Source organism: Ignisphaera sp., assembly GCA_038735125.1.
Taxonomy (GTDB): Archaea; Thermoproteota; Thermoprotei_A; order Sulfolobales; family Ignisphaeraceae; genus Ignisphaera.
Window position 1 is genome coordinate 389,792 of sequence record JAVYNU010000001.1, and the last position, 23,458, is coordinate 413,249.

The 23,458-nt window shown below is 38.3% G+C and carries 24 protein-coding genes and 2 tRNA genes; 11 read left to right on the plus strand and 15 right to left on the minus strand.

Annotated features, from left to right (window positions below; translation table 11 throughout):
- Positions 1 to 34 precede the first annotated feature (34 nt).
- Positions 35 to 244 carry a 30S ribosomal protein S30e gene (locus QW284_02260; GenBank protein MEM0338491.1) on the minus strand — a complete coding sequence of 70 codons (210 nt, stop codon included), beginning with the start codon at positions 242 to 244 and terminating at the stop codon, positions 35 to 37.
- A gap of 162 nt (positions 245 to 406) precedes the next feature.
- Here QW284_02260 and QW284_02265 point away from each other — a divergent pair, with 162 nt between their 5' ends.
- From QW284_02265 to QW284_02285, 5 genes are all read left to right on the plus strand, one after another.
- Positions 407 to 1,639, plus strand: a complete 1,233-nt coding sequence (locus tag QW284_02265; GenBank protein MEM0338492.1) for a C/D box methylation guide ribonucleoprotein complex aNOP56 subunit — start codon at positions 407 to 409, stop codon at positions 1,637 to 1,639.
- A gap of 68 nt (positions 1,640 to 1,707) precedes the next feature.
- Positions 1,708 to 2,415: a fibrillarin-like rRNA/tRNA 2'-O-methyltransferase gene (locus tag QW284_02270; protein ID MEM0338493.1), complete on the plus strand. Its 708-nt coding sequence runs from the start codon at positions 1,708 to 1,710 to the stop codon at positions 2,413 to 2,415.
- An 81-nt stretch (positions 2,416 to 2,496) separates the two neighbouring features.
- Positions 2,497 to 3,501: a helix-turn-helix domain-containing protein gene (locus QW284_02275; GenBank protein ID MEM0338494.1), complete on the plus strand. Its 1,005-nt coding sequence runs from the start codon at positions 2,497 to 2,499 to the stop codon at positions 3,499 to 3,501.
- Between the two features lie 6 nt (positions 3,502 to 3,507).
- Positions 3,508 to 4,077 carry an NTPase gene (locus QW284_02280; protein MEM0338495.1) on the plus strand — a complete coding sequence of 190 codons (570 nt, stop codon included), beginning with the start codon at positions 3,508 to 3,510 and terminating at the stop codon, positions 4,075 to 4,077.
- 96 nt (positions 4,078 to 4,173) lie between these two features.
- Positions 4,174 to 5,430, plus strand: coding sequence for a hypothetical protein (locus tag QW284_02285; GenBank protein MEM0338496.1), 1,257 nt, complete (start codon positions 4,174 to 4,176; stop codon positions 5,428 to 5,430).
- Between the two features lie 35 nt (positions 5,431 to 5,465).
- On the opposite strand, the gene QW284_02290 is transcribed toward QW284_02285, so the two are convergent.
- From QW284_02290 to QW284_02305, 4 genes are all read right to left on the minus strand, one after another.
- Positions 5,466 to 5,903 (minus strand): hypothetical protein, encoded by a 438-nt coding sequence (locus tag QW284_02290; GenBank protein ID MEM0338497.1) that lies wholly within the window; start codon positions 5,901 to 5,903, stop codon positions 5,466 to 5,468.
- Positions 5,904 to 6,028: 125 nt separating this feature from the next.
- A complete protein-coding gene (locus tag QW284_02295; GenBank protein MEM0338498.1) occupies positions 6,029 to 6,892 on the minus strand; it encodes a transcription initiation factor IIB family protein in 864 nt (287 codons plus the stop codon).
- Positions 6,889 to 7,155, minus strand: coding sequence for an RNA-binding protein (locus QW284_02300; protein MEM0338499.1), 267 nt, complete (start codon positions 7,153 to 7,155; stop codon positions 6,889 to 6,891). The genes QW284_02295 and QW284_02300 overlap by 4 nt, the downstream gene beginning before the upstream one ends.
- A 499-nt stretch (positions 7,156 to 7,654) precedes the next feature.
- Entirely contained in the window at positions 7,655 to 8,056 is a 402-nt protein-coding gene (locus QW284_02305; protein ID MEM0338500.1) for a 30S ribosomal protein S8e, read from the minus strand.
- Positions 8,057 to 8,363: 307 nt separating this feature from the next.
- On the opposite strand from QW284_02305, the gene uppS reads away from it, so the two are divergent.
- Entirely contained in the window at positions 8,364 to 9,071 is a 708-nt protein-coding gene (gene uppS, locus QW284_02310) for a polyprenyl diphosphate synthase (protein MEM0338501.1), read from the plus strand.
- A gap of 41 nt (positions 9,072 to 9,112) precedes the next feature.
- Here the strand turns inward: uppS and QW284_02315 are convergent, their stop codons facing one another.
- The 3 genes from QW284_02315 to QW284_02325 are packed head-to-tail and all read right to left on the minus strand — an operon-like array spanning position 9,113 to position 11,743.
- Positions 9,113 to 10,012, minus strand: coding sequence for a hypothetical protein (locus QW284_02315; protein ID MEM0338502.1), 900 nt, complete (start codon positions 10,010 to 10,012; stop codon positions 9,113 to 9,115).
- 27 nt (positions 10,013 to 10,039) lie between these two features.
- A complete protein-coding gene (locus QW284_02320) occupies positions 10,040 to 10,834 on the minus strand; it encodes an ATP/GTP-binding protein (protein MEM0338503.1) in 795 nt (264 codons plus the stop codon).
- Positions 10,835 to 10,879: 45 nt separating this feature from the next.
- Positions 10,880 to 11,743 carry a 4Fe-4S cluster-binding domain-containing protein gene (locus QW284_02325; protein ID MEM0338504.1) on the minus strand — a complete coding sequence of 288 codons (864 nt, stop codon included), beginning with the start codon at positions 11,741 to 11,743 and terminating at the stop codon, positions 10,880 to 10,882.
- A gap of 315 nt (positions 11,744 to 12,058) precedes the next feature.
- On the opposite strand from QW284_02325, the gene prs reads away from it, so the two are divergent.
- The 3 genes from prs to QW284_02340 are packed head-to-tail and all read left to right on the plus strand — an operon-like array spanning position 12,059 to position 14,808.
- Positions 12,059 to 12,946 carry a ribose-phosphate diphosphokinase gene (gene prs, locus QW284_02330; protein MEM0338505.1) on the plus strand — a complete coding sequence of 296 codons (888 nt, stop codon included), beginning with the start codon at positions 12,059 to 12,061 and terminating at the stop codon, positions 12,944 to 12,946.
- Positions 12,947 to 12,985: 39 nt separating this feature from the next.
- On the plus strand, positions 12,986 to 14,002 hold the full coding sequence (locus QW284_02335) for an RsmD family RNA methyltransferase (GenBank protein ID MEM0338506.1): 1,017 nt from the start codon (positions 12,986 to 12,988) through the stop codon (positions 14,000 to 14,002).
- Positions 13,999 to 14,808: an MBL fold metallo-hydrolase gene (locus QW284_02340; GenBank protein MEM0338507.1), complete on the plus strand. Its 810-nt coding sequence runs from the start codon at positions 13,999 to 14,001 to the stop codon at positions 14,806 to 14,808. The genes QW284_02335 and QW284_02340 overlap by 4 nt, the downstream gene beginning before the upstream one ends.
- 505 nt (positions 14,809 to 15,313) lie before the next feature.
- Here the strand turns inward: QW284_02340 and QW284_02345 are convergent.
- Both QW284_02345 and QW284_02350 read right to left on the minus strand, forming a co-directional pair.
- Entirely contained in the window at positions 15,314 to 15,751 is a 438-nt protein-coding gene (locus QW284_02345) for an RNA-binding domain-containing protein (protein ID MEM0338508.1), read from the minus strand.
- Positions 15,742 to 16,329, minus strand: a complete 588-nt coding sequence (locus tag QW284_02350) for an AAA family ATPase (GenBank protein ID MEM0338509.1) — start codon at positions 16,327 to 16,329, stop codon at positions 15,742 to 15,744. Before QW284_02350 ends, QW284_02345 begins: the two co-directional genes overlap by 10 nt.
- A 262-nt stretch (positions 16,330 to 16,591) precedes the next feature.
- Between QW284_02350 and ahcY the strand changes: the two genes are divergently transcribed.
- Positions 16,592 to 17,836 (plus strand): adenosylhomocysteinase, encoded by a 1,245-nt coding sequence (gene ahcY / locus QW284_02355; GenBank protein MEM0338510.1) that lies wholly within the window; start codon positions 16,592 to 16,594, stop codon positions 17,834 to 17,836.
- 18 nt (positions 17,837 to 17,854) lie between these two features.
- Here ahcY and QW284_02360 read toward each other — a convergent pair whose 3' ends face one another.
- Positions 17,855 to 18,445 (minus strand): DUF99 family protein, encoded by a 591-nt coding sequence (locus QW284_02360; protein MEM0338511.1) that lies wholly within the window; start codon positions 18,443 to 18,445, stop codon positions 17,855 to 17,857.
- Positions 18,414 to 19,634 (minus strand): orc1/cdc6 family replication initiation protein, encoded by a 1,221-nt coding sequence (locus tag QW284_02365; protein MEM0338512.1) that lies wholly within the window; start codon positions 19,632 to 19,634, stop codon positions 18,414 to 18,416. Before QW284_02365 ends, QW284_02360 begins: the two co-directional genes overlap by 32 nt.
- A 126-nt stretch (positions 19,635 to 19,760) precedes the next feature.
- Between QW284_02365 and QW284_02370 the strand changes: the two genes are divergently transcribed.
- Positions 19,761 to 19,836, plus strand: a tRNA-Ala gene (locus QW284_02370).
- A 157-nt stretch (positions 19,837 to 19,993) separates the two neighbouring features.
- On the opposite strand, the gene QW284_02375 is transcribed toward QW284_02370, so the two are convergent.
- The 3 genes from QW284_02375 to QW284_02385 all read right to left on the minus strand — a co-directional run bounded on the left by QW284_02375 (position 19,994) and on the right by QW284_02385 (position 23,374).
- Entirely contained in the window at positions 19,994 to 22,135 is a 2,142-nt protein-coding gene (locus QW284_02375; GenBank protein ID MEM0338513.1) for a sodium-translocating pyrophosphatase, read from the minus strand.
- 396 nt (positions 22,136 to 22,531) lie between these two features.
- Positions 22,532 to 23,059: a DUF4382 domain-containing protein gene (locus QW284_02380; protein MEM0338514.1), complete on the minus strand. Its 528-nt coding sequence runs from the start codon at positions 23,057 to 23,059 to the stop codon at positions 22,532 to 22,534.
- Between the two features lie 238 nt (positions 23,060 to 23,297).
- Positions 23,298 to 23,374: transfer RNA gene (locus QW284_02385), tRNA-Lys, on the minus strand.
- Positions 23,375 to 23,458: the final 84 nt, after the last annotated feature.

Below are 23,458 nucleotides of genomic sequence, written 5' to 3' on the forward strand. Positions count from 1 at the left end.
CTCCTCTATGATTCAAAATAACGTTAAAAGACCTCTATTTTTGGGCAGTAGAAGCGGCTTTCCTCGGAACAGATGATGGTGGAACTACCGTGGGTACCGGGAGCCCTTGAACCTTTCTCTGTCTTATCCAATATTCCCGCCTATTTCTAATTCTGGGTACAAGATTTCTCTTAGGTTTTGGCGGTATCTTCGGTGTTTGACTTCTTACTTTACCAGCCTTTGTGAGGGATCCGTGGGATGGCATTAGATAGCACCTGCTTTAGATATGTCAGTCCAGATTAATTTATAAGGTTTTATGCACACGAATATGGGCTTGGCATAGATGCTAGGTAAGATAGGCTCTTTCAATATAATTTATATATCTTCTACAACATATAGAAAAATGCTGAAGTAAGGTGCATATATGATGAGTGAAAGAATATACATTGTTGATACACCAATAGGGGTGTTTGCACTAAATCCAAGTGGCGAAGTTGTAGATAGTTTAGTTTATCCTAGAGATGTAGGTAAGGTTGTTGAGGAGATGTTGTTAATAAGCGAGAGTAAGGCTAGTAATACATTGTTTCAGCTGTTGGAGTCTCTGAAGAGCAAAATTGATGTGAGCAGTATTGTTCTAGTCTTTGAGGACTCTGAAATCGCTAGACAAGTGGGTGAAAGAGGATTTAAAACAGCTGTTGAATCTTCAAATGCTGTGGCTAGGAATTTGCGAAGAGAATTACCAGTTATAGCTGTGAAGCTTGGAATATTCAAGACAGAAGATGATTATAGGGAATATGTGCATCAGATATCCCTTGAGCTTACCAGGAGAAAGCTCAGGAGGTTTGCTCAGAAGAGGGATTTACTTGCTATCCAAGCTATTCGAGCCATTGATGATATTGACAAGACCCTAAATCTGCTTGCAGCAAGACTGAGAGAATGGTATAGCATTCATTTCCCAGAATTAGACGATATATCCAAGGAGCACGAAGAGTATATAAGAATTGTTGCAGAACTTGGCTTTAGAGACAACATAGTGCCAGAGGCTCTTATTAAGCTAGGCATTTCTGAAGGTAGGGCGAAGAAGATAGCGGAGGCATCTAAGCAAAGTATAGGAGCAGATCTTTCCGAAATGGATATGAGCATTATTCAGACAGTTGCAAACATATGGCTTGAACTATTCGAGCTTAGACAAAAGCTCACAGACTACATAACACAAGTAATGAAAGAGGTAGCCCCGAATGTAACAGCATTGGTTGGCCCACTGTTAGGCGCAAGGTTGCTCAGCCTAGCTGGAAGCCTGGAGGAATTGGCTAAGCTACCAGCTAGCACAGTTCAAGTTCTTGGTGCAGAAAAAGCGTTGTTCAGGGCTCTAAGAACAGGTGGCAAACCTCCAAAGCATGGCGTAATATTCCAGTTTCCAGAGATTAGAAAGGCGCCAAAGTGGCAGAGAGGTAAAATTTCAAGGGCCTTGGCGACAAAACTTAGCATAGCAGCTAGAATAGACTTCTTCACAGGTAGATATGTTGGTGAAGAATTGAAACAGAAATTGATGGAGAGAATAGAGGAGATAAAGAAGCTATATCCAAAACCGCCGAAGAAGGAAGCTAAAGAGGCTAGACCACGGCCACGCAGGGAGGGTAGAAGAGAAGGACGGAAATAGATGGCTGAACGGTTTATATAAACTAAAATTTTGATTTAGATAATAAGTATGAGGGAAAGGTGAACATCATGTCACATTTAATAGCATCAAACATTTATGAGCATCCTAAATACCCTAAGGTGTATATTGTAGAGCTTGAAGATGGTAGTAGCAGGCTAGCTACAAAGAACCTCGTTCCCGGAAAGAAGGTGTATGGAGAACATCTATTCAAATGGAAAGATGGAGAATACAGAGAGTGGAATGCCTATAGAAGCAAGTTGGCTGGAGCTCTTGTAAAGGGATTGAAAGAGCTACCTATAAAGGAAGGGCAGAAAATACTTTACCTCGGAGCAGGATCCGGCACGACGGCCAGTCATATATCTGATATAATAGGTTTAAAGGGAGTTATTTATGCAGTCGAATTTGCTCCAAGAGTAATGAGAGAACTGATTGTGGTAGCAGATGACAGGCCAAATATTGTGCCAATCCTAGAAGATGCAAGGTTTCCAACAAGATACAGAATAATTGTCGAGGAAGTTGATGGACTTTATGCAGATGTGGCTCAGCCAGAGCAAGCAAGTATTGTTGCTGATAATGCAGATATGTTTTTGAAGAGCGGTGGGTGGCTGCTATTAGCCATAAAGGCGAGAAGCATTGATGTTACAGCAGAACCTAGCGAGGTCTACAAAAAAGAGATTGAAACATTAAATAGAAGAGGATTTGAAATCGTTGATGTTGTTCATTTGGAGCCTTTCGATAAGGACCATGCCATGGTCTATGCCATTTATAAGAAATAGCACAGTAATTTTTATGAACGATTTAAAATAATACATTTTTGATGCAATACACCTAGTTAATACCGTAACTGGGTAAATGATGTGAGTGGATATAACGAAAATAGTGCCATAGGATATACAAGTCTTAAGGGGGATGTGGATAAAATACTATCTGATTTAGCGAAAACTAGAGGAACAAACATTTTGCATAGGGTGACATATCCTAGAGACAGGTCGGTTGATCATATAATTGAATATAAGAATTGTAAGACATTAATAAAGTTCTCAAACAATATATCTTCTCGGAGCAGGTTATATCAGGAGCTTAAAAAACTATCAAAAGAGCTTAATGTAAACTCTCTTATAGTAGCCAATAAACTGAATGACGAAATGTTAATGCACGAGGTTTTGTATATAAGGGGGCGCTTGGGCATAGTATCAATGTATACGATTAAGCACTATGCTACAGGAGATAAGGTCTTTGTGTATGAATACAATGGAATGCTATATGTAAAAATTGATGGAAAGAAACTTAAAACCTTAAGGGAAAAGAAAGGATTTAGAGTGCATGAGCTAGCAAATGCCGTGGGTGTTTCAGCTAGAGCTTTGAAGGATTATGAAGATGGCAAAATTGATATGACTATAGAAAGAGCATATAGATTTTTAGAGATTTTTGGAAATGAATTTGAAGATGTTATTGAGGAGGTTGATATTTTTAGGGATAGAATAATCCAAAAAGAAACCGAAGGTCATTCATATAATAGAAAAGTCTCTACAGACAAAAGAACTAAGATCGTAGACAAATTGAGAAGCTATGGACTAGAGGCAAATGTATACAACTCCATTCCATCAGATATCATTACAAGTGATGAAAGCATCAGATTTTTCATATCCTACATAGAGAGGAACCTAAGCGAAGACGATATAAGGTCGAAGTGCGAAAATAACTACTTTTTTGCGAAGACATTCAGAGGAACTCCACTTGTTGTCGTAGACGATGACATTGATAAAAGCAACATTTTATCAGTTGAAGAATATGGCTATGTAAGCAAGGTTTCAAATATTGAGCAATTAGCTAGGGAAATTGTAGAGGAGACCAAGAGATGATGACATATGCTTAAGCTTGCAATAACTGGGGATCCAGGTGTTGGAAAAACAACATTGTTACTGAAGCTAGTAAAATACATTAGCTCTGCAGGCGTTCCTGTCTATGGATTTTACTGTCCCGAGGTCAGAGAAGAGGGGAGAAGGATAGGATTTAAAATAGTAGACATAGCAAAAAACAGTGAAGGATGGCTAGCCTTAGTACCCGAAAAGGCTATTGAAATGGGTTATAACATCAGTGCTCGTAAGAAGATCGGTAGGTATGTTCTAATACATGATGAAGCAGAGAAGATAGGTAAAGAAGCACTAGCATTGCATAACAGAGATGCTGTTCTAGCAATAGATGAAATTGGTCCCATGGAACTTTCAATAAGTGGTTTGCGTGAGGCAATAATAAAAGCAATAGGGTTGAGCAACAATTTGATGGTAACAATTCATAGAAATATGAAAGATAAGGAGATATGGGATTTATTACACAATAAAGGGGTAGAGATTATGGTGTTGACTAAGATGAATAGAGATGAAATGTTTAGCACAATAATCAATAAATTGAGATACACGTTATTGAAGATAGCATGAGACAGGTTTAGGTCACCTTATCTGCTGGCTGCAACAATATTTCAACACTAACTCAATAATGTTAACCCACTCATTCTTTGCTACATAGTGATAACAATGTCAAATGAGTGTCCTATAAACTATGACCTGGTATTTGAAGGTTTAGCGAAGATTTGTGTACCAAGCATTGATTTGTATAAGAGATTTGACGGTGTATATGAACCTTCATGGGCTCCCATATTTTACAATCCCGAAATGGTTGAAAATAGGGATATCACAATAGCAATTCTATATACAATTATGACTCAACCCACTAGAAACGAGAAGAGTTTTGTTTTTGTTGATCCTATGGCCGCAACTGGTGTGAGGAGCATCAGATTTGTTTTAGAGGTGGGAAAACAATTAAAGAAATCACTGCATATTTACATGGGCGATATATCAGCAGTTGCCGTCGATATTATCAAGCATAATTTGCGTATTAATAGAATCAATGATTTTTCTAATGCAGATCTATCAATTAATTTGATGGATGCAAATGAATATGTATACCATCTAAAAAGAAACCATGTAGTAATAGACTACATTGATGTTGATCCCTTTGGCTCTCCAGCTCCATATATACACTCGGCAATTTCATCAATAAAAAGAGGAGGAATAGTAGGAATTACGGCAACAGATGTTGCTGTTCTAGAAGGAAAGTATAGCAATACTTTGCTTAGAAGATATGGTATAAGAGGAATTAAAACACAAATATCGAAGGAGATTGCCACAAGAGCTTTGCTATCATTTTTATTAAGAGTTGCTACAATTTATGATAGATTTATCGAACCCTTGGTTTCATATCAGTTCAAACACTATGTCAGAATCTTTATAAGGGTTCTCGAAAGCGCCTCTAAAGCCAATTACTACATATCCAGATGTATTGGTAAAGTACGGTATTGCCCATCCTGTGGCTATAGCCTTTTTGAAGCAATTGATGAAAAATCCGCACAGAGAACTTGCCCCATTTGCGGAGGCACTATGATTTCTATAGAGCCTTTATGGATTTGCAACCTTAATAATAAACACTATGTGAAATCTGCATATGTCAATGCCACTAAAATGCCGTGGCTGAAAAAGACCTCTTTAAATATTCTTGGCATCTTAAGTGAATCAGAGTATGAGTCTCCAACTATAAGAATAAGCCAATTGGCAAAGAAATTTAGAATAAACATTCCTTCCATATCGCTAGTTATCAATTGTTTGAAAGAACATGGTAACGAAGCCTATAGAAGTATTTTTTACGACGATGGGATTATAACAAACGCGTCAATAGAACTAGTTATAAAATGCATAAACAGAACTTCTAAAACAGGCTCAGATTCTAATTCTTAATATACTAATATTTAGCACACTTATATTGCGAGTGTCTAAGCCATGTTGATGTGTTTATTTGTATTGCTTGATATCTTTGCATAGAGATATCGAGATAATATTACGCATCTACTTGGAGCATGAACTTTGTCAATTCCACATACAGTTAGGTATTTGCATGTTATGCATGGAATTTCGAATAAATCCTTGGGCAAAGTTTCTATACCTTCGCTCTTTCTTTGAGTATCTTCAATAACTGCTTTTAGAAAGTATGCAGTCTTGCCATTGTTTTCTATTTTCAGTCTTTTAACCAACTTTAGCTTAATTAGTTTTTTTACTATATGTTGCAGGGTTCTTGGCTTTATATTTCTAAGTTCGGGTACCTCTTTTAACTTTCTCTGCCATATACCTCCTGAATTATATGTCTCTTTTTTGATAACATCATACACAATTTTCTCTACGTCACTAAGATTATCGAACGATATTTTTCTCACCTTGTGTAGAACCTTCTAACAAGATATGGTGTGCTATAAAGTCTAATAAATTCATCATAAAATCTTGTATTATATTGTAATAGAATGGTTGTTAAATATCTTCATTATTGGTTTTTGAGATAATTCTATACATATACTATTATGTTTAGTTTATCAATTATATCTCTATACCTATTTCTAATAGTGACCTCTGTAACATTAGCAGCTTCTGCAACTTGTTTTTGTGTTTTCTTTTCATCTACAAGAATAGATGCTATGTAGACAGTTGCAGCAGCTATACCGGCTGGGTCTTTTCCTTCAGTAAAGCCCTCTTTCTTTAGTATATCTATTATCTTGGCTGCCAACATATACGCTTTTTGACTTAACTTCAAATTCGTTACTATATACGGTAAATACTTACGGGGGTCTATATATGCCTTAAACTCATTTATATCGACTTTAAAGTAGATATCAGAGATGAATTTCCAGTATTCCTCTTCATCAATGCCAAACCTTGTCAGCATCTCTCTAACTCTTATTGGTATACCATGTTTTCTAGAGGCTATAACTATCGAGGCTAGAGCCAATATTTTTAGTTTGTCAACTCTTGGTTGAATAACATTGAATATTTTGCGTAGGAGCATAGCGGCTGTCTCAGAAACTTGATCAGGCAAGTTAATTAAGGCGCACATCTGATTCAAATGAGTAAGAGCCTCCACAATTTTTCTCTCATTTTTATCTACACGCGTTTTTCTCTGAAGTAATGCAAGTTTTCTATTTTTAACAGATTCCCTATATCTTTTTACCGAGAGATCTATTTCTGTGGCAAGTCCAGAGTCGTGAACCTTATAGGTTATGCTCCCCATATGTGCTCTTCTAAGCCACTCCTCTGATGTATAAGCTCGCCAATCTGGACTAATCAATATCTGCTCTTCTTCAATAACCTCTCCAGTATCTAAGCATACAAGAGATCCTCTTTCACTATCAACAATAACATTTGTACAATTCAATGCTTCTTACCCCTCCCTATCTTTTTTGTTCTATAAAATAAGAATGTTGATGGCTTTAGAAATGACACTATACCAGGCTTAACCGCCTTGACAACAGCAAATGGCTTATCAATAGGCCCGATTACGTCAATGACCTTGCCTATAATCTCATTGTTGGGATCCACAACATCGGATCCCAGTATTGGTAAACTTTTTTTATCATGTATCTTTACAATGATGTATCTTGACCTCGTGATATGGAGTACGCTTCCCAAAGGCCGCACAGCCAATTAAGTAACACCAAATAGTAACTTTTCATCAGCTAATTTTAAAAACATTAGACAGATAGTACTTTACTATACTTAATGTAACGAAATTGTATTGAAAAACATGGAAGGTTGTATTGCAAGGAAGAGTACAATTTCATGGAAATATTGAAAAGCGTACTAGCAAAATGTTTTTAACTAAGTTTTATACATCTTTCTTTTACTAATGATCCGTTCAGCCAATAGTTTAATTACCTGGTATTTACTTAAATTGCTCTCTACTAGAATTATACCACCTTGCCTATACCAAATTCTTGGGTATTTTTTATCTAGATACTCACACCTGATACCGAGCTCCGAACAAGCATCTAAAAATTCTTCAGGTCTTGGATTGTCTACACATAGCTGTCTAGAAACCTTTCGCCCTAATCTTCTAGGTAATGAGCAATTTAAGCTGTGGATCCATATACGCTTTAATGGCATTGAACTGCACGTTAAAAGAATTAATTATACTTCGCTAGGCCATTTTCTTTGCTTCCTCAATTAATACAGCATTTACAATACCTTCTTGAGATGGTCTTGAAACCACCTTTGCTTTTCCAACTTCTGTATTTATTATACTGCCTTTCACAATTATGCCACGTCTTGCAAGTTCCCTATTTGCAGGAGTCTCCACAACCTCAATTATCCTAGCTTTTACAAATTTCTTCTCAGATGGATTATAGACATTTGCAAAAGCTGCATATTTTAATCTAACCTTTGAATTGCCACCATATACCCTTTCTACTACTCTTACATCGGATTGACCCACTTTCGTCTCTATTGGGTAACCTCCAATTTCATATTTCCTAGGTTTTCTATGTCTTCTCTTCAGTCCTCCTGTAATCTTTTTAAGATCATTACCTTGGTAAAAACCCATTATACACAGCCTCTGTTCTGTACCTAGACAAGCATATTAGTCTGTATTGATATTGACTTTTAAACTTTTATCCCCTATATTGATATACAGATTTTAGTAGTTAAAACAATATATGCATAAATATTTGAATATTGGCACATCATAGAGTGGGGGAGAAGGAACGTCAAAAAAACTTAGTGTTGCGTTAGTAGATAAGCTCTTTGATCTACTTCTGAAGCCACGGATCCAAAAATTTCTTCAACCATTTCTAGATGTGGTGTACTCCGTTTATGAGCAATACCTATATAAACAAATAATAGCTGGACCCATGCCTCAACATGTGGCTATAATTCCAGATGGTAATAGAAGGTGGGCAAGAGAACGTGGATTGGATCCTAAAGAAGGCCATAGATATGGCTATGAAAAATTAAAAGAAGTTTTGCAAGTTCTATATGATTTGGGGGTACGGGTCGTAACAGTGTATGCAATGTCTTATGAAAACTGTGTTTATAGGAATGAAGATGAAAAGAACAATCTATTCAATTTAATTAAATCGGGGTTAAATACATTATTGAATGAGGGCATGGTACACAAATATAAAGTGAATGTAAAGGTCTTTGGAAAGCTAGAATTGGTACACAAAGATCTACTAGAAACTATATCAAATATTGAGAAAGTCTCATCTCAATATAGGGATAGATTTTTGAACATTGCTTTATGTTATGGGGGTAGACAAGAAATTGTTGATGCTATTAAAAACATAGCCATAGATGTGGTAGCCGGAAAAGTTAAGATAGAGAACATATCTGAGGAATTGATAAAAAAATATATCTCAACCTCTCATTTGAAAGATCTTTCAGAGCCAGATTTAGTTATCAGAACATCAGGTGAGATGAGGATAAGCAATTTTTTATTATGGCAAATAGCATATAGCGAACTCTATTTCTGTGATGTTTATTGGCCCGATTTCAGAAAAATAGATTTACTTAGGGCTATAAGATCTTATCAAAGAAGAGAACGCAGGTTTGGGAGATAAAAGCTGATGATCATGGCAAGATAATTGAATTATTGATATCGTCACTTATTTTCATCTCCTTGACTATACACTATGTAGAGATCGTATATAGTTACCCTTTCCCCTCTATTAATCTTATCCAAAACCTTTGCTTTTTTCTCTTGAACAATTTTCTGTTGCCTGCTTTTCTCATATTCCTCTTTTAGTTTCTTTAATTCTTTCACTAATTCATTATATCGCTTTTTCTTTTCTTGGATCTCATTGTTTATTGCTACAAGTCTATTCTTTATATTGTCGCGCTGACCCTTCAACATCTTTATATCCTCTATGATACTGCTGACTTCATTTTTTATCTTATCTCGCATTGCTTTAAGATCGTTGAGCTGTTTCACATAGTTGTTTAACTCTGTTCTCTTTTTCGCAAGCTCATTCCTAACCTCTGAAATCCTTCTCTTAATGTCTTCATACTTGTTAGCAATCTCGCCATATCTCGAATGGAAAGAAACTAGGGTCTTTAATTTGTGTTCTAACCTAGAAATCTCATTTACAATCTCCTTCTCTTTTTCAAGATCTAAATAAGGTGTGGTAATCAATGTCCACTCTAATTGCTCTATCTTAGTTCTTAGTTCATCTATTGCAGTAGGCGATTCTCTTCCTCTGGATAATTGTCTAAATTCTGAGGATGCTTGCCTAAAGTCTTTGAAAAGGTTCTCTAGATTTGTTTTTAGGGTCTGAATCTCATTTCTTAGTGATGCTATCTTTTCTCTTATCTTAGCAATTTCACTTCTTGTATTAGCAAGTTCCTCTCTTTTCTTCTTAAGCTCTTCTCTTCTCGCATTAAGCTTCTCTCTAACTTCACTAAGTTGTTTTCTCAAATCATCTCTTTGTATTATCAAATTCTGTAGTTCTTCCCTTATTGAACCCAGTTCTATGTTAATTCTCTCTTCAAGATCTTTTGACAAGATTAACATCACTCATTTTCGTTTGTGCTATAGAATCTCACTTGGCTCCTCAGTATAAAAATCTTCACCTCCCGCTAGAATTCTTTGAATACCTGCATACAAATTGTCTAAGCCATCTCCTGTTATGGCTGAAACCATAACGGCGTTTTCTAGATTACTTCTAACAATTCTTTCAATAAATGAATATGCGTCCTCGAAAGGAAACTCGCTTATAATGTTTAGCTCTGGACTTTTCAAAGATATTATAAAGTCAGATGGATTTTCAATTATTTTTGAGATCTGAATGTATTCTTCTTTGGAAAGTATGTCGCTTTTTGTTATAACTGGTATTTGTGGCTTTCTATGCGAAAACGCTGTTGCAAGTGATAGTATGAGGAGGGGTAGCAGTGTTGTGGGTTTTAAAACCATCTGAGATTCTATTAAGAATAGTGCAACACTCTTAGATTCCCTGGACAGAGAGTCTATTATTATAGATCCTGCTTTTCTAAATGCAAATACCTCTAATTGGCCGGGCGTATCAACAATGACATAATTTGGCTTTTCCTCGTTTATCTCCTCTACAAGTTCATTAACATAGTTTACAGTGAGATCTATTGATGCTATCAGCGCCCCATTGGGTCCAAGATTATATCTTTTCATAACATCGTCTGTTGTTATATAGTTTCTAATGTCAACATCTGGATTGTATGGCATCCAATCAGCAGCTGGATCCAGATTTACTATGGTTGTATCCATTCCATGTTCTTCTAGCCAATCATTCAGAGCCTTGGCAAGAAAGCTTTTTCCAGATCCTGCAGGCCCCATTATAAATATGTAGTACATGTTTTTCACTCCTACTTGTTTAATCAATGTGGTTAAGCTACTTATCTACATTAGCTGTATTGTTAATGGTATACTAGCTACTCTCTTTGGGAACTTAAAAACATTATATTTATATCCACAGTACTTACATGTCTTATCAGATTTTATGTTTAGTCTGAGCATGTAGCCTCCTTGTCTTACTATGATTGGATTCCGGCAAGAGATGCAAAACGTTGAAGCCAATTCAGCAACACTTTCTAGAGGTGCTTGTACTATGATATTCTCATTTCTATACTTGTCAACAATGCTTAGCTTCTCATTAACTGAAAAACCATTACTGGCAAACAGAATATTTAATGGAATTTTTTGGGTTATTAAAAGATCCTTCATTGATGTAATGAACATATTAATAGGGTATCTATTTGATGTTATAACAAATACTATTTCGATGTGTTTTCCCTCTCGAATTAAGGAGCTCAGAAACGAAGATAGCTCTTCGTGATCGACAATATTGCTATGATAATCGATTAACTCTATCAGCACTATATCAACATACTCACTAATTTGATTAATACGAATTTTCTCATCTTTGAGGAAAATTCCGTTAATCTTCATTCCTATATGCAATGTATGTAGATTGTTCAATTCCTTTACTAATTCATTGACTTCACTCTTCTTATAAGGTTCTCCTCCATGTAACATAACCAAATCCGGATTATATTTATTAACTAATTCAATAATGTCATGCAAGCCGATATTGAGCACTTGAGAGCTTTTATGATCAAGGTTGGCTTCCCATGGACAAATAGTGCATGAAAGAGGGCACTCAATAAAGTTTATGGCCATAGCAATACCTCCACTACAACAAAATGAGAGGGGTATTTTCTCAACATTGACCAGAGAAATTGATGCCACAGAACTCAATGCCATGTCTTCGACCTCTTGTCGAATTCTCAAACATGATAGTACTTACAAAGCTTTAAAATCGATGATTCGGTTTTAGTAGATTCTTATACTCATTTCTTTGATGCTTTTAACAGCTTTAAAGAATTTGCAATAGATTCCTTAACTTAAACATTGATTATCTGCTAGCTGTATATCGAAGTAAAATTAGCGTTTCTTCCTACATCGATTCATTACTGATAAAAATTCATTTAAATCATCTGGGGAATTTTTCCAAGATTATTGATCCAAGATTCATCAAGTTTATATTTTGTTTTAAATTTCATTGTTATGTGATCTAAATTGTTGCTACCGCTTTCAGGTGTTGCCGGGTCTCTGTTACATGGTTTGCAGAGATCGTGTGGTCTAGAAATTGTTAGTAGTCATCACAAGCTGTTTCCAGATGGCGAGCAGTATATCAGAATACTATCAGAGGTTAGAGACAAAGATGTTATTGTTGTTCAGTCAATGTATCCAAACCAAGATAGCAAAGTTGTGGAGCTTTATCTTGCTATTGAAGCTTTGCAAGGGCTACAAGCATCTGTGTCCACAGTTTTAATCCCCTATATGGCTTATGCTAGGCAAGACAAAAGGTTTCTAAGTGGGGAACCTATAAGTATAAAAGCCATTTATGCTCCACTACATCTATTCAATGTCAGGAGATTGGTTGCTGTAGATACACATTCACAGGATGTGTCAACGCTGGTGGGGATTGAGGTAATAAATATTTTGCCACATGCATATATGATTAAAAGAGCTGGTATCAATGTAGATTTTGTGTTATCCCCAGATAGAGGAGCTCTTCATAGGGCAGAAAATGTAGCAAAAGCTTTTGGCATTGGTTTTGATTATTTGGATAAATTCAGGGATAGGGTCACGGGTGAAATAAAGGTGTCGCCTAAAGATCTTGATGTAAAGAATGCAAATGTTGCAATAGTTGATGATATAATCAGTACAGGGGGCACTATAGCGAAGGCATGCCAAATACTCTATGGTCTTGGGGCAAACAAAGTTTATGCAGTAGTATCACATGCGTTACTAACTGAAAAGTCTATAGAGGTTTTAAGTAAGGCCGGCTTAACCAAATTGGTAATCACAAATAGTATCAAACGTCAAAGCAGTTTGCCGGAGTGGGTTCTTGAAGTAGACTTGAGCGAGTTAATATGCAATGAGCTTAGAAGGGTATTATAGACACATATTACATAAGAATCCTTAGCTAGTGATGTATTTGTGCATGAAAAAATCTTTGTTTTTAAGCTTAGTAATGAGCTTCTCTCAATAGCTCTATCAGAATTCGGCTCCATTATAGTAGCAGATAACCTACCTGCTAAAACCATTCAACAAATTGATGAATTTCTCATAGTTGAGACAGATGAAAAAACGGCTATGCATCTAAGTAGCAGAGCCTCATTGTTACTGGAATCGGGGCGCATAATCGATGTCTTTGATGAAGACGACTTGAGAGGTCTTGGCAATTTAATGATTGATTATTTGAAAAGGCCTGGTACATGTATACACTTTGATGCTATTAGAGGTTTTGGGAAAGAATCAATAAAAAATTTGATGACTCTTCTCAGCGGTTTGAGCTGGAGCAGATGTAGAGAAATTGTTAAGGTGGCTTTTGTTAGTGGTATAGCAGTAATATATGAAGTTATGTATAGAAGAAAAGAGTCGAAATTCCTTGATAGAGAACCTCATAAAAGACCTTGTTACAGGCCAGGAACTATGAAGCCCCAGCTAGCTAGGGCACTTGTAAACTTGGCTAGGCTTTCATCGGTAAGAAAACAAATAATGTTGGATCCCTTTTGTGGTGTTGGTGGTATAGTGCTAGAGGCCTGTTCTATGGGCATACACTCAATATGTAGTGACATAGACATTAAAATGTGTATGTGTGCTAGGGAGAACATAAAGCATTTTAAATGCGATGAAAGAGCTGATGTGATTCTAGGTGATGCTGGTAGAGAGACTATCAGAGGATGCTCGGTAGATGCTGTTGTAACTGATCCTCCATATGGTATACAGAGCTCTCCAAAGGGTTTCGGGATATTGGATCTCCTAAAAAATTTCATCGTTGTTTCATCTGATATTATAAAGAGCGGCGGATACATGGTCTTTGCAATACCGATACAATATGAGTCTGCCATTGATATACATTTGCAGGATCATGGCTTCGAGATAAAGGAGAAACATATTAATAGGGTTCATGGCTCTCTAACGAGACTTATTTATGTGGTGCACAAAATTTGAGACTGATACTTCTAGGCACAGGTGCAACGATTCCTTCTTCCAACAGATTTCTGTCCAGCATACTTTTGTGTAGTGTTAGGGATTGTATGTTGCTTGACTGTGGAGAAGGAACTCAAGTGCGGTTAATAGAAGCAGGCATCGATTTATCTAAAATAGCTTATATCGTAATTACACATTTACATGGCGACCACTTCTACGGTGTCTATCCACTAATTGACAGCTATGTAATGAAGATAAAATCTCAGAGATTAAAGAATAAAAAGCTCGTGATCTATGCTCCAATAGGTTTTTGTAGTGAATTTGGTAACCATTTCAATGATTTAATTGCATGCGTCGAAATATCTAAAAATACTGTAGCAAGCGCTGGTCTTGTTCAAATGGGAGATTTTAAAGTCAAATGGCTTCCAATGGATCATGGAGATATAGAGGCTTTTGGCATCTTCATAGCCATCAAATACAGAGAGAAGGAGGTAAGTATATTCTATTCAGGGGATGGCATATGTAAGGATGAGTGCTTAGAGTTTTTGAGAAGTGCAAAACCTTGTATCATAATACATGAAGCATCATTCCTCGACTATAAAGATGATGCTAAAAAAGCCAGGGAGAGGTTCCATGCAACTGTTGCAGATGCAGCTAATTTAGCTAGAGAGTCCGAAGCAAAAATGTTGATACTTACGCATATAAGTAGCAGGTATCGCAATGGAGAGATAAGCGATTTTGTTTCGCGGGCTAAGAGATTATTTGGAGGAGATATTTATGTAGCTTCCGATCTCTCGCAAGTTCAATTAGATAGGGTTATTTGTTAAGCGTGGTTGCCCGCGCCCGTTATTTTAGCTTCTTTTAATGACTTCGGCTACTCTGGTTTTTCTGGGCGCGGGCTTCCCCCTCAACACCCACTCACAGTTCGTGGGGTCATCGGGGGCAGAAATATTTATTAGGGTGGTTTGGTCTAGTTTAGTATGGGTTAGAGTCTGCCTAGGTAATGGGAGCTACGCTCCAAGCCTAGGCGGGTCTGTCGTAGATGGGAGGTGCGTTCCGTTCACCTCGACAGCCGCCCATGACTCCACGGGGGCAGGCAAGTCCCTGTGGGCGAGGTGGAAGTCCCTAGAGGACAAACCAAACTGTCCCAAACAACCATAATCAGTCCTCTAGGGACAAACGGCTTCATAGACGGGCACCACTTGGCCCGCCTCGCGGGTTCTGAGGACTGTTCTCCCGCCACTGGTGGCAACAAAGCCGTCATTGTGGCGGGAGAACAGGTTTAGGCAAGCAACGTATAGTAGCTAAAATACTTAAATGCCTTTCGTCTGGTCAACAGTCTGTAGGTGTTGGCAAATCCCATATTGGTTTGCCGTGAGACGTTTTTGGTGTTAGCCAGTCTATTATCAGCTCTATCTTATCACTTGAGATAACCATGTTTATCGGGCCTAGAGGGCTTTCATTATCTGAATCCACAAAACTTACAATTCCTTGATAAGCTGCTTGTTTATTCAGCTTAACTTCGATAACATTTCCTTTATAGTTCTTTAGAAGAATATTGCGTGCAGTGTCAAGAATTCTTTGTCTTCTTAGTATATCACGTAACTTTGTCAAGGCCTCTACGTTATTTTCTTCTATGATTATCAATTTTCTTTCATTACCCAGTTCTTCTACTTTAATATTTCTAAAATTGAAAATATTCTTAATCGCTTTGATGACTTTATTCAAATCCTCTGTTGGTCTAACCTCAGCCTCTATTCTTATGTACACCAACTTTTAAGCACCTCAATAAAAAAGTTCCTTGTTTCACTTATAAGCTCTTCAATTCTACCCTCATTAATTATGATTTTATCAGCCAAGGCTATAACATTTCCAAGACCCCACGAAAGCTCTTCAAGATCTCGTCTTCTAAAATCTTCTAATGTTCTTGGATCTCCTTGTCTTCCCCTAGCTAATATCCTTTCAAATCTCGTTTTCTGCGATGAGTGGATAGCTAAGATAAAAACTTTTTTATCGACTTGCTTGCCTATGGTTTCAATTTCGTCTAAGCTTCTGACACCATCTACTATGACTATACAGCTAGAACTGCATGCACGAGCTATTCTATCTAAAGCAAGTTTTGCAATAGCATCTTTTCCGAATTTTCTTCTCAATTCATTTGCAATATTAAGTATATTCTCTAAGGTTGGTTCCAACCCTCTTTGCGCAACCTCCTCTCTTACTACATCACCTAGGGATACTACTGGCAAACCTAGTTCCCTAGCTACATTAGCTACAACGCTTTTTCCAGCACCTGGTAACCCAGCTAGCACTATAACTACCTTGCATAGGGTTCCATAACTCAACATATTAACATCGCCTTTGGATAAACATTCTCTGTATTTTTTTATAAATCAAGAGTATGCCGTTCTTCAATAAAAATAGTCTTTAGCTCAATATTTATTTTTACATATTTCTAAATTCATTTGCAAATGCAAAATTGAAAGTCAGCAATCGCGAAGCTGTTTTTATCTCTATGGATCTAAGCTATATGAGTTTCATCTGTGGAGACGTTTAACTTAAATACTTAAGGCGAAAGATAAGATACTGAAGCTGTTGAGGTGCAAGTCTGTGAGCTATAAAGTAAAGGATATGAGTCTTGCTGAGAAGGGTAGAAAGCAGATTGAATGGGCTCGTATGCATATGCCTGTTTTAAGGATTATTGCAGATGAGTTTAGTAGAGAAAAGCCTTTAGATGGTATAAGGATCGCTGCTGTTCTGCATGTGACCAAGGAGACAGCAGTTTTGGCTGAGACATTAATGGCCGGGGGTGCAGAGGTCTGGCTTGCCGCCAGCAACCCCCTCTCTACACAGGACGATGTTGCAGCTGCGCTAGCCTCTGAGGGCGTTCATGTATATGCTTGGAGAGGTGAAACAGAGGAAGAGTACTTTGGCGCAATAAAAACTGTTGCTAGTGCAGAGCCACAGATAGTAATTGATGATGGCGGGGATCTGCATGCATATCTTCATAGTACTGCCCAAGAAATTGCAAAGAAGGTGTTTGGAGGCACCGAAGAAACTACAACAGGAGTTCTTAGGCTAAAGGCCATGGAGAAGCAAGGGATTCTGAAGTACCCTGTGATAGCAGTTAACAACGCGTTGACGAAATTCATGTTCGATAATAGGTATGGAACTGGTCAAAGCACAATTGATGGTATACTAAGAGCTACGAACATTCTCATAGCTGGTAAAATAGTTGTTGTTGCTGGTTATGGCTGGGTTGGAAGAGGTATTGCATGGAAAGCCAGGGGAATGGGAGCAAGGGTAATAGTGGCAGAAGTCGACCCCATTAGAGCTCTAGAAGCTGTTATGGATGGGTTCGAGGTTATGAAAATGGATGAAGCTGCTGAAATAGGTGATGTATTTATAACTGCTACCGGAAACATTAATGTTATAACAAAAACCCATTTTGAGAAAATGAAAGATGGGGCAATACTGGCAAACGCTGGTCACTTTGATGTGGAGGTCAGCGTAAAAGACTTAGAGTCAATGGCTATTTCAAAAAGAGAAATTAGAGATTGCGTGACGGAGTATATGCTATATAACAGGAAAAGACTTTATATTCTCGGAAGAGGGAGGCTTGTGAACCTTGTTTGTGCAGAGGGGCACTCAAGTGAGGTTATGGATATGAGTTTTGCGAACCAAGCTCTGGCAGCTAGATACATTGTTAAGAATAGAGAAGTTTTAGAGAAAAAGGTCTATAATGTGCCATTAGAAATAGATCGGAGAGTTGCAGAGCTAAAGCTACGGTCCATGGGCATAGAAATAGATGTGTTAACAGATGAGCAGAGGAAATACTTAGAAAGTTGGTTATAATCTCTAAATAGTTTTTCGTCAATCAAATTCCTTGAAATATAATCTACCAAGCAATGACGCAATTCTGTCTGCTACGTGAAGAGGGTATGGATAGGAATAATATTTACACATTTTTTTAAGAATTGTCTCCGCCAAACTTATTGGTAAACCAATGGAGTAATATCTCAAAGTTGTTTCCCCAACCTTTACAGTGTTGGAGTATAGATAAGCACGCTCTATGACTGAAAACCTATATGTATAATCAATAAAATGCTTTTTCAATGCAAAATAAATTTTCTCTAGATTAAGAGGATGTCTAAACATAGTTACTACTGGAATGGAGTATATATTGTAAATCCTAAATGGGTCAACAATATTAAATCCTGCGTATGTTATACCATCCAGAAATATTGCATCAATTTCATATCTGGAAGTAGCATTTTCAACTATTTCTATGGCTCTTCGGGTTCCATCTAGTGAATCTATTGTTATATAATTTAGGAGAACATCAATTATTTTATGGTTGCATGTTAGAACGCCAACTAGAAATGTTTTTCTTTTTGGCTCTAGTCTCTTATAAAGGACGTTAAAATAGCCATCATCTATTCCCAGAAAGCAACTGTGATACATATGGATCTTCACTGAGTGCTTTTACTACAACTTCTTCTGGGACCGCTAAGGATATAACTCTTGTTTTGCCATATCTTCCTCTACTTATGACCCTAGCCGTTATTATGCCTGTCATATCTAATTCGCTTAGAATATCGCTAACCCTTCTCTGTGTGACACTTTCAATCCCTATTTTTGTGCATAAGGACTTGTAGTGCGTATACACCTCTCCTGTTGTTGTTTTTCCATCGCTAGCTTTCGTAAGGTTTAGAATTGCTAGCAGGACAAGCTTGCTGTGCAAAGGCATAGTTGATATGACCTCGCCTGCTCTATCAACCTCTATTTCTCTTAGAGCCTTATATACATGCTCCGCCAAAACCTTTTCACTTCCTTCTCTCTCAGCTATCTCTCCAGCAACTCTCAGTAGATCAAGAGCTCTTCTAGCATCTCCATGTTCTCTGGCAGCCAATGCTGCGCATAGACTGATAACAGATTTGTCTATAGCATCTTGTTTGAATGCTATTTTTGCTCGCCTGGTAAGTATGTCTTCTAATTGCATTGCGTTGTAAGGCGGAAAAACAAGTTCTACTTCGCCTAGGCTACTTCTAACCCTCGGGTCAATGTCTTCAACTAGCTTCAAATCATTTGTTATTCCAATTATAGCTATTTTTGAGTTGGCCAGCTCGTCGCTGCTTCTGGTCAATCTATATAGTATCTCATCACCGCTTCTCTTTATCAAGAAATCAATTTCATCGAGTACAGCAATCATTATAGATGACCTAGAATCCAAAACCTTTAGAAATCTTCTATATGCTTCTGCAGTAGATATTCCAGTGAATGGCAACTTCAATCCTATGCATTCAGCAAGCTTAACTACAACCCTATATGTTGTGTCATCTTGTCTAGTGTTGACATAGCATGGAATGATGTCTACGCCAAGCTCAATGGACTTCCCATACAACCTCTTCAAAACATATTTAGTCACAGCAGTTTTGCCCGTGCCTGTCAGCCCATAGATAAACACATTGCTAGGCTTGGAACCCTTCAATGCTGGTGCAATTATCGAACCCAGCTTAGCTATTTGCTCTTCTCTATGAGGAAGTTCGTCAGGTATATACTCTGGTCTCAGAACATCTCTATTAACAAATACAGTAGATCTAAGCGTATTCACAAAAATCTTGTCAAGCAAATCATTCACAGCTTCACTCATAATCCTCAATCACGCTACACAAGCTTTGCATATAAAAAATAAATAATCTGTTAATATAATTAAATAGTTGAAAACAGCTTTTTAAGCTGGCAACTACAAAATATTTATGTTTTTGGTAAACAAGCTGGGCCGGTAGCTCAGCTGGAAGAGCGCTCGGTTCGCACCCGAGAGGTCCCGGGTTCGAATCCCGGCCGGTCCACCAAAACATAATTTTGAATTTTGCGATGGAATTGGTTGCATAAAGTATGTTGGATTGTCTAATCAGAAATTGCATTATATCTTAGATGGTAGAAGACTTAAAAAGAAAGGTTGGATTACAACAAAATTGTTGTGCTATCAAAAAAAATTGCTTTATAATTTTATAAGCCGAATAGTATTAGCGGTATTATTACTGATGATGACACCGCCATTACTTTGATCATAATGTTTATTGCTGGTCCAGCAGCATCTTTTAGCGGGTCTCCAACAGTATCTCCTACAACTGCTGCTTTATGCGTCTCTGTTCCCTTTCCTCCGAAGTTTCCTGTCTCTATGAACTTCTTTGCGTTGTCCCAGGTGTTTCCGACGTTTCCTTGGAATAGGCCAAGCAGTAGTCCAGAGCCTATAGAACCAGTTAATAATCCTCCAAGTATTGCCGCTCCCTTCCACATATCACCGCTTGCCGGCCCTACCAAGGCTATGATTATCGGCATTATTATTGCTAGCAACCCTGGCGCTATTAACCTTCTCAAAGCATAGAATGTGACTATCTGTACCGCTCTTTCATAGTCTGGTCTCTCCTTCCATTCTAGAATGCCTGGCTTCTCTCTAAACTGTCTTCTAATCTCATCGACAAGCTTTCCAGCAGCTGCTGTAACGGCTTGTATAACCATTGCAACGAATAGAGCTACTGCTACAACGCCTATTATTATCCCTCCTATGAAGTATGCTCCATATTCTGGATGCCCGGCATTGAATATCATTTGCATGACGGTGTCTACTCTAAGACCACTTCTACTCGATAAGACGCTTGCAAAACTGAAGAGTAATGCTAGTGCTGTTAGAGCTGCGGAGCCTATTGCATATCCCTTTGATATAGATTTCATGGTGTTTCCAGCAGAGTCAAGCATGTCTGCAAGTGACCTCACATCTTCTTCATAGCCTGCTTGCTCAGCTAGGCCTGCTGTATTGTCAACTATCGGGCCATATGCATCAGCTGCGACAACTATTGGGGCTGTGGCAAGCATCCCTGTTCCAGCTAGCGCAGCTGAGTATATTCCTGCCAACAGCTTTTCTGATGTGCTTAGTGCAGAGCCTATGGCGTAGGATCCTACGGCTGCTAACGCTATTGCAACGCTAGGTATGAATGTGCTGTAGAACCCCATGGATAAGCCACTTAGAATTGTTAGCGCTGGCCCGAACTGCGAGTTTTGAGCAACGATTTTGACCGGTCTGTACATTGGCGAGGTGAAGTAGTCTGAGGTGAACCCAACTATAGCACCAGCGACTAGCCCCAGCACCCCCACTATGAATGCTGGTGAAATAGATGGTGCTAAAGCATAGGTGATTATACCGTTTATCACAGCTGCACCAACTATAGATAGAATAGATGTTGTTGTCAACGTTCTTCCGGGCTGTTTGAATGGTGATATTGAGACGAATTGTGCTATTACTATTGATGCTAGAAGAGCTGTTGCGCTAAATAGAACTGGGTATGCCACTAAATCAAGATTTCCAAGCACAGCCGCTATAGCCATTGGCGCTATCATGCCCTCTACATATGATTCGAATAGGTCTGCACCCATTCCAGCACAGTCACCAACATTATCACCAACATTGTCTGCAATAACACCTGGGTTCCTAGGGTCATCTTCTGGTATCCCAACCTCAACCTTGCCAACAAGGTCTGCACCAACATCAGCAGCCTTGGTATATATGCCTCCGCCAACTCTAGCAAAGAGCGCTGCCGTGCTAGCGCCGAAGGCGTAGCCCAGCAGTATCTGAGTAACGTCTACAGGGTTTGAAAAACCGCCTAGTGCTATGAAAAGTCCTGCTGTGCCTAAGAGACCTATTCCACCAACTAGAAAACCTGTTACAGACCCCCCTCTAAATGCCAATGCTAGTGCATCTTTTAGTCCCCTTCTAGTAAGCGTGTTTAAAACCCTAATATTGCTGAGAACACCCATGAGCATGCCGACAATGCTAACTGTTGCAGAGCTCAACCCTCCAAGGAGATATGCTACACCAGTCCACAGCACTAAACTACTGCCGGTAACTATCCCCACAACTATCAAAATTATCGACACTATCGAGATTATAGAGAGTATTACAGTGTACTGAGCCTTTATATAGGCAATAGAGGCACTCTTTATATAACCATGTATCTGAGCAGCTCTCTTGCTTTTTTCATCGTCCTCCAAAATTTTATGCCTTGTTATATACAGTATCAAGCCAATAACATACAAAACACCTATTACTCCTGAGACCAATCCAAGCCACATACTTGTCTCAACTAGTGACATTGTTCACCATCCTACAATATTTATTAATGCGAGATCTGGTTGAGATTTTTCAATATTAAAACCTTGTTTATATACTTGTTTATATACAAGTATGCACTATATATAAAATGATTATAGGGTATATCAACACCATGACCTCTCATTTTGTAACAAGCTAGCTCCAATCCAATAAATGACAAACTCTTGATGTAGCAGACCAGGATTTAAACGCAACATCTTCTACTTGGCAAGTCGCCTAGCAAAGAAAGCGCTGATGAGATTCTCTGTATACAAAAGCACTGTTAAAGCCTGTTACCTAGAGCTCTCAGACAGGCTGTTGCAGATTTAACGATAGATTTAAATACTTTTGAATACCTCTAAATACTTGGTAAGCGATGGAGATTGTTTATTGTTTGTTTACTCCTCTGGATACGCCGTTGCTGCTGGAACTATTTTGAACCCTGTTTCTCTAGAGCCTACAACCTTTGTATTCACATCTATTACTAAGTAAGTCGTTTTGCTTGGTTGAATCTCTACACCTCCCCCAATTATCACAACAGTTATTTCACCTGGTGGCACTTCTGCGCTATAGTTTTTGTTAGCTATTGTAACTACTGCTTGAAGAATCCTAAATCTAATAAGATTGTATTTACCTGCTGGAAGACTTGCTTTCCCTACGACCCTACTCACATTTACAACATCCGCAAGATCTATTTCACTGCCCGTGGCAACCTCATACCACCCGGATTCGTTTCCAACATCCGCTCTATGGACCGCAATTTCGCTATAGCGTATATACACATGTGTTGCCTCACCCCATTCACGCGGGGGATCCACAATCTTAATTACAAGGGTGCCATAGTTGGTGAACCTGAGGTAAAATAGGTATAGGCCTAAAGCAACTATAGCTAGCAAGACTATTAGTAAGGCCATCTTCATAGACATTACTCATTCCCCAAGATGGTGCTTACACCAAGCAAGCTTTATAAATCTTTTGGGATACAAGCTCCCTAGTTGCTTTGTGCTAGGCACCTCAATATATCCTGAATGCCTAAATCTAGCTTCTAGATGTCGAGCACAACCTCGTAGTATAGTAAGTCTTGTGATTGTTCTTCGGTGTTACAGAGCTTTCCTAACATCATCCATTCGAGGTGGTCAGAATGATGCAGATGATGTTCATATGTGGCGGGCCCGCCGGGATTTGAACCCGGGACCTACGGGTTAAAAGCCCGCCGCTCTACCTAGCTGAGCTACGGGCCCTCTCGAATCTTCGAGATGTAACCTATGTAGTGCTGTGTTTAAAAGGTTTATATGCTTCTTTTCCAGAGTTGAGCTTATAAGCAG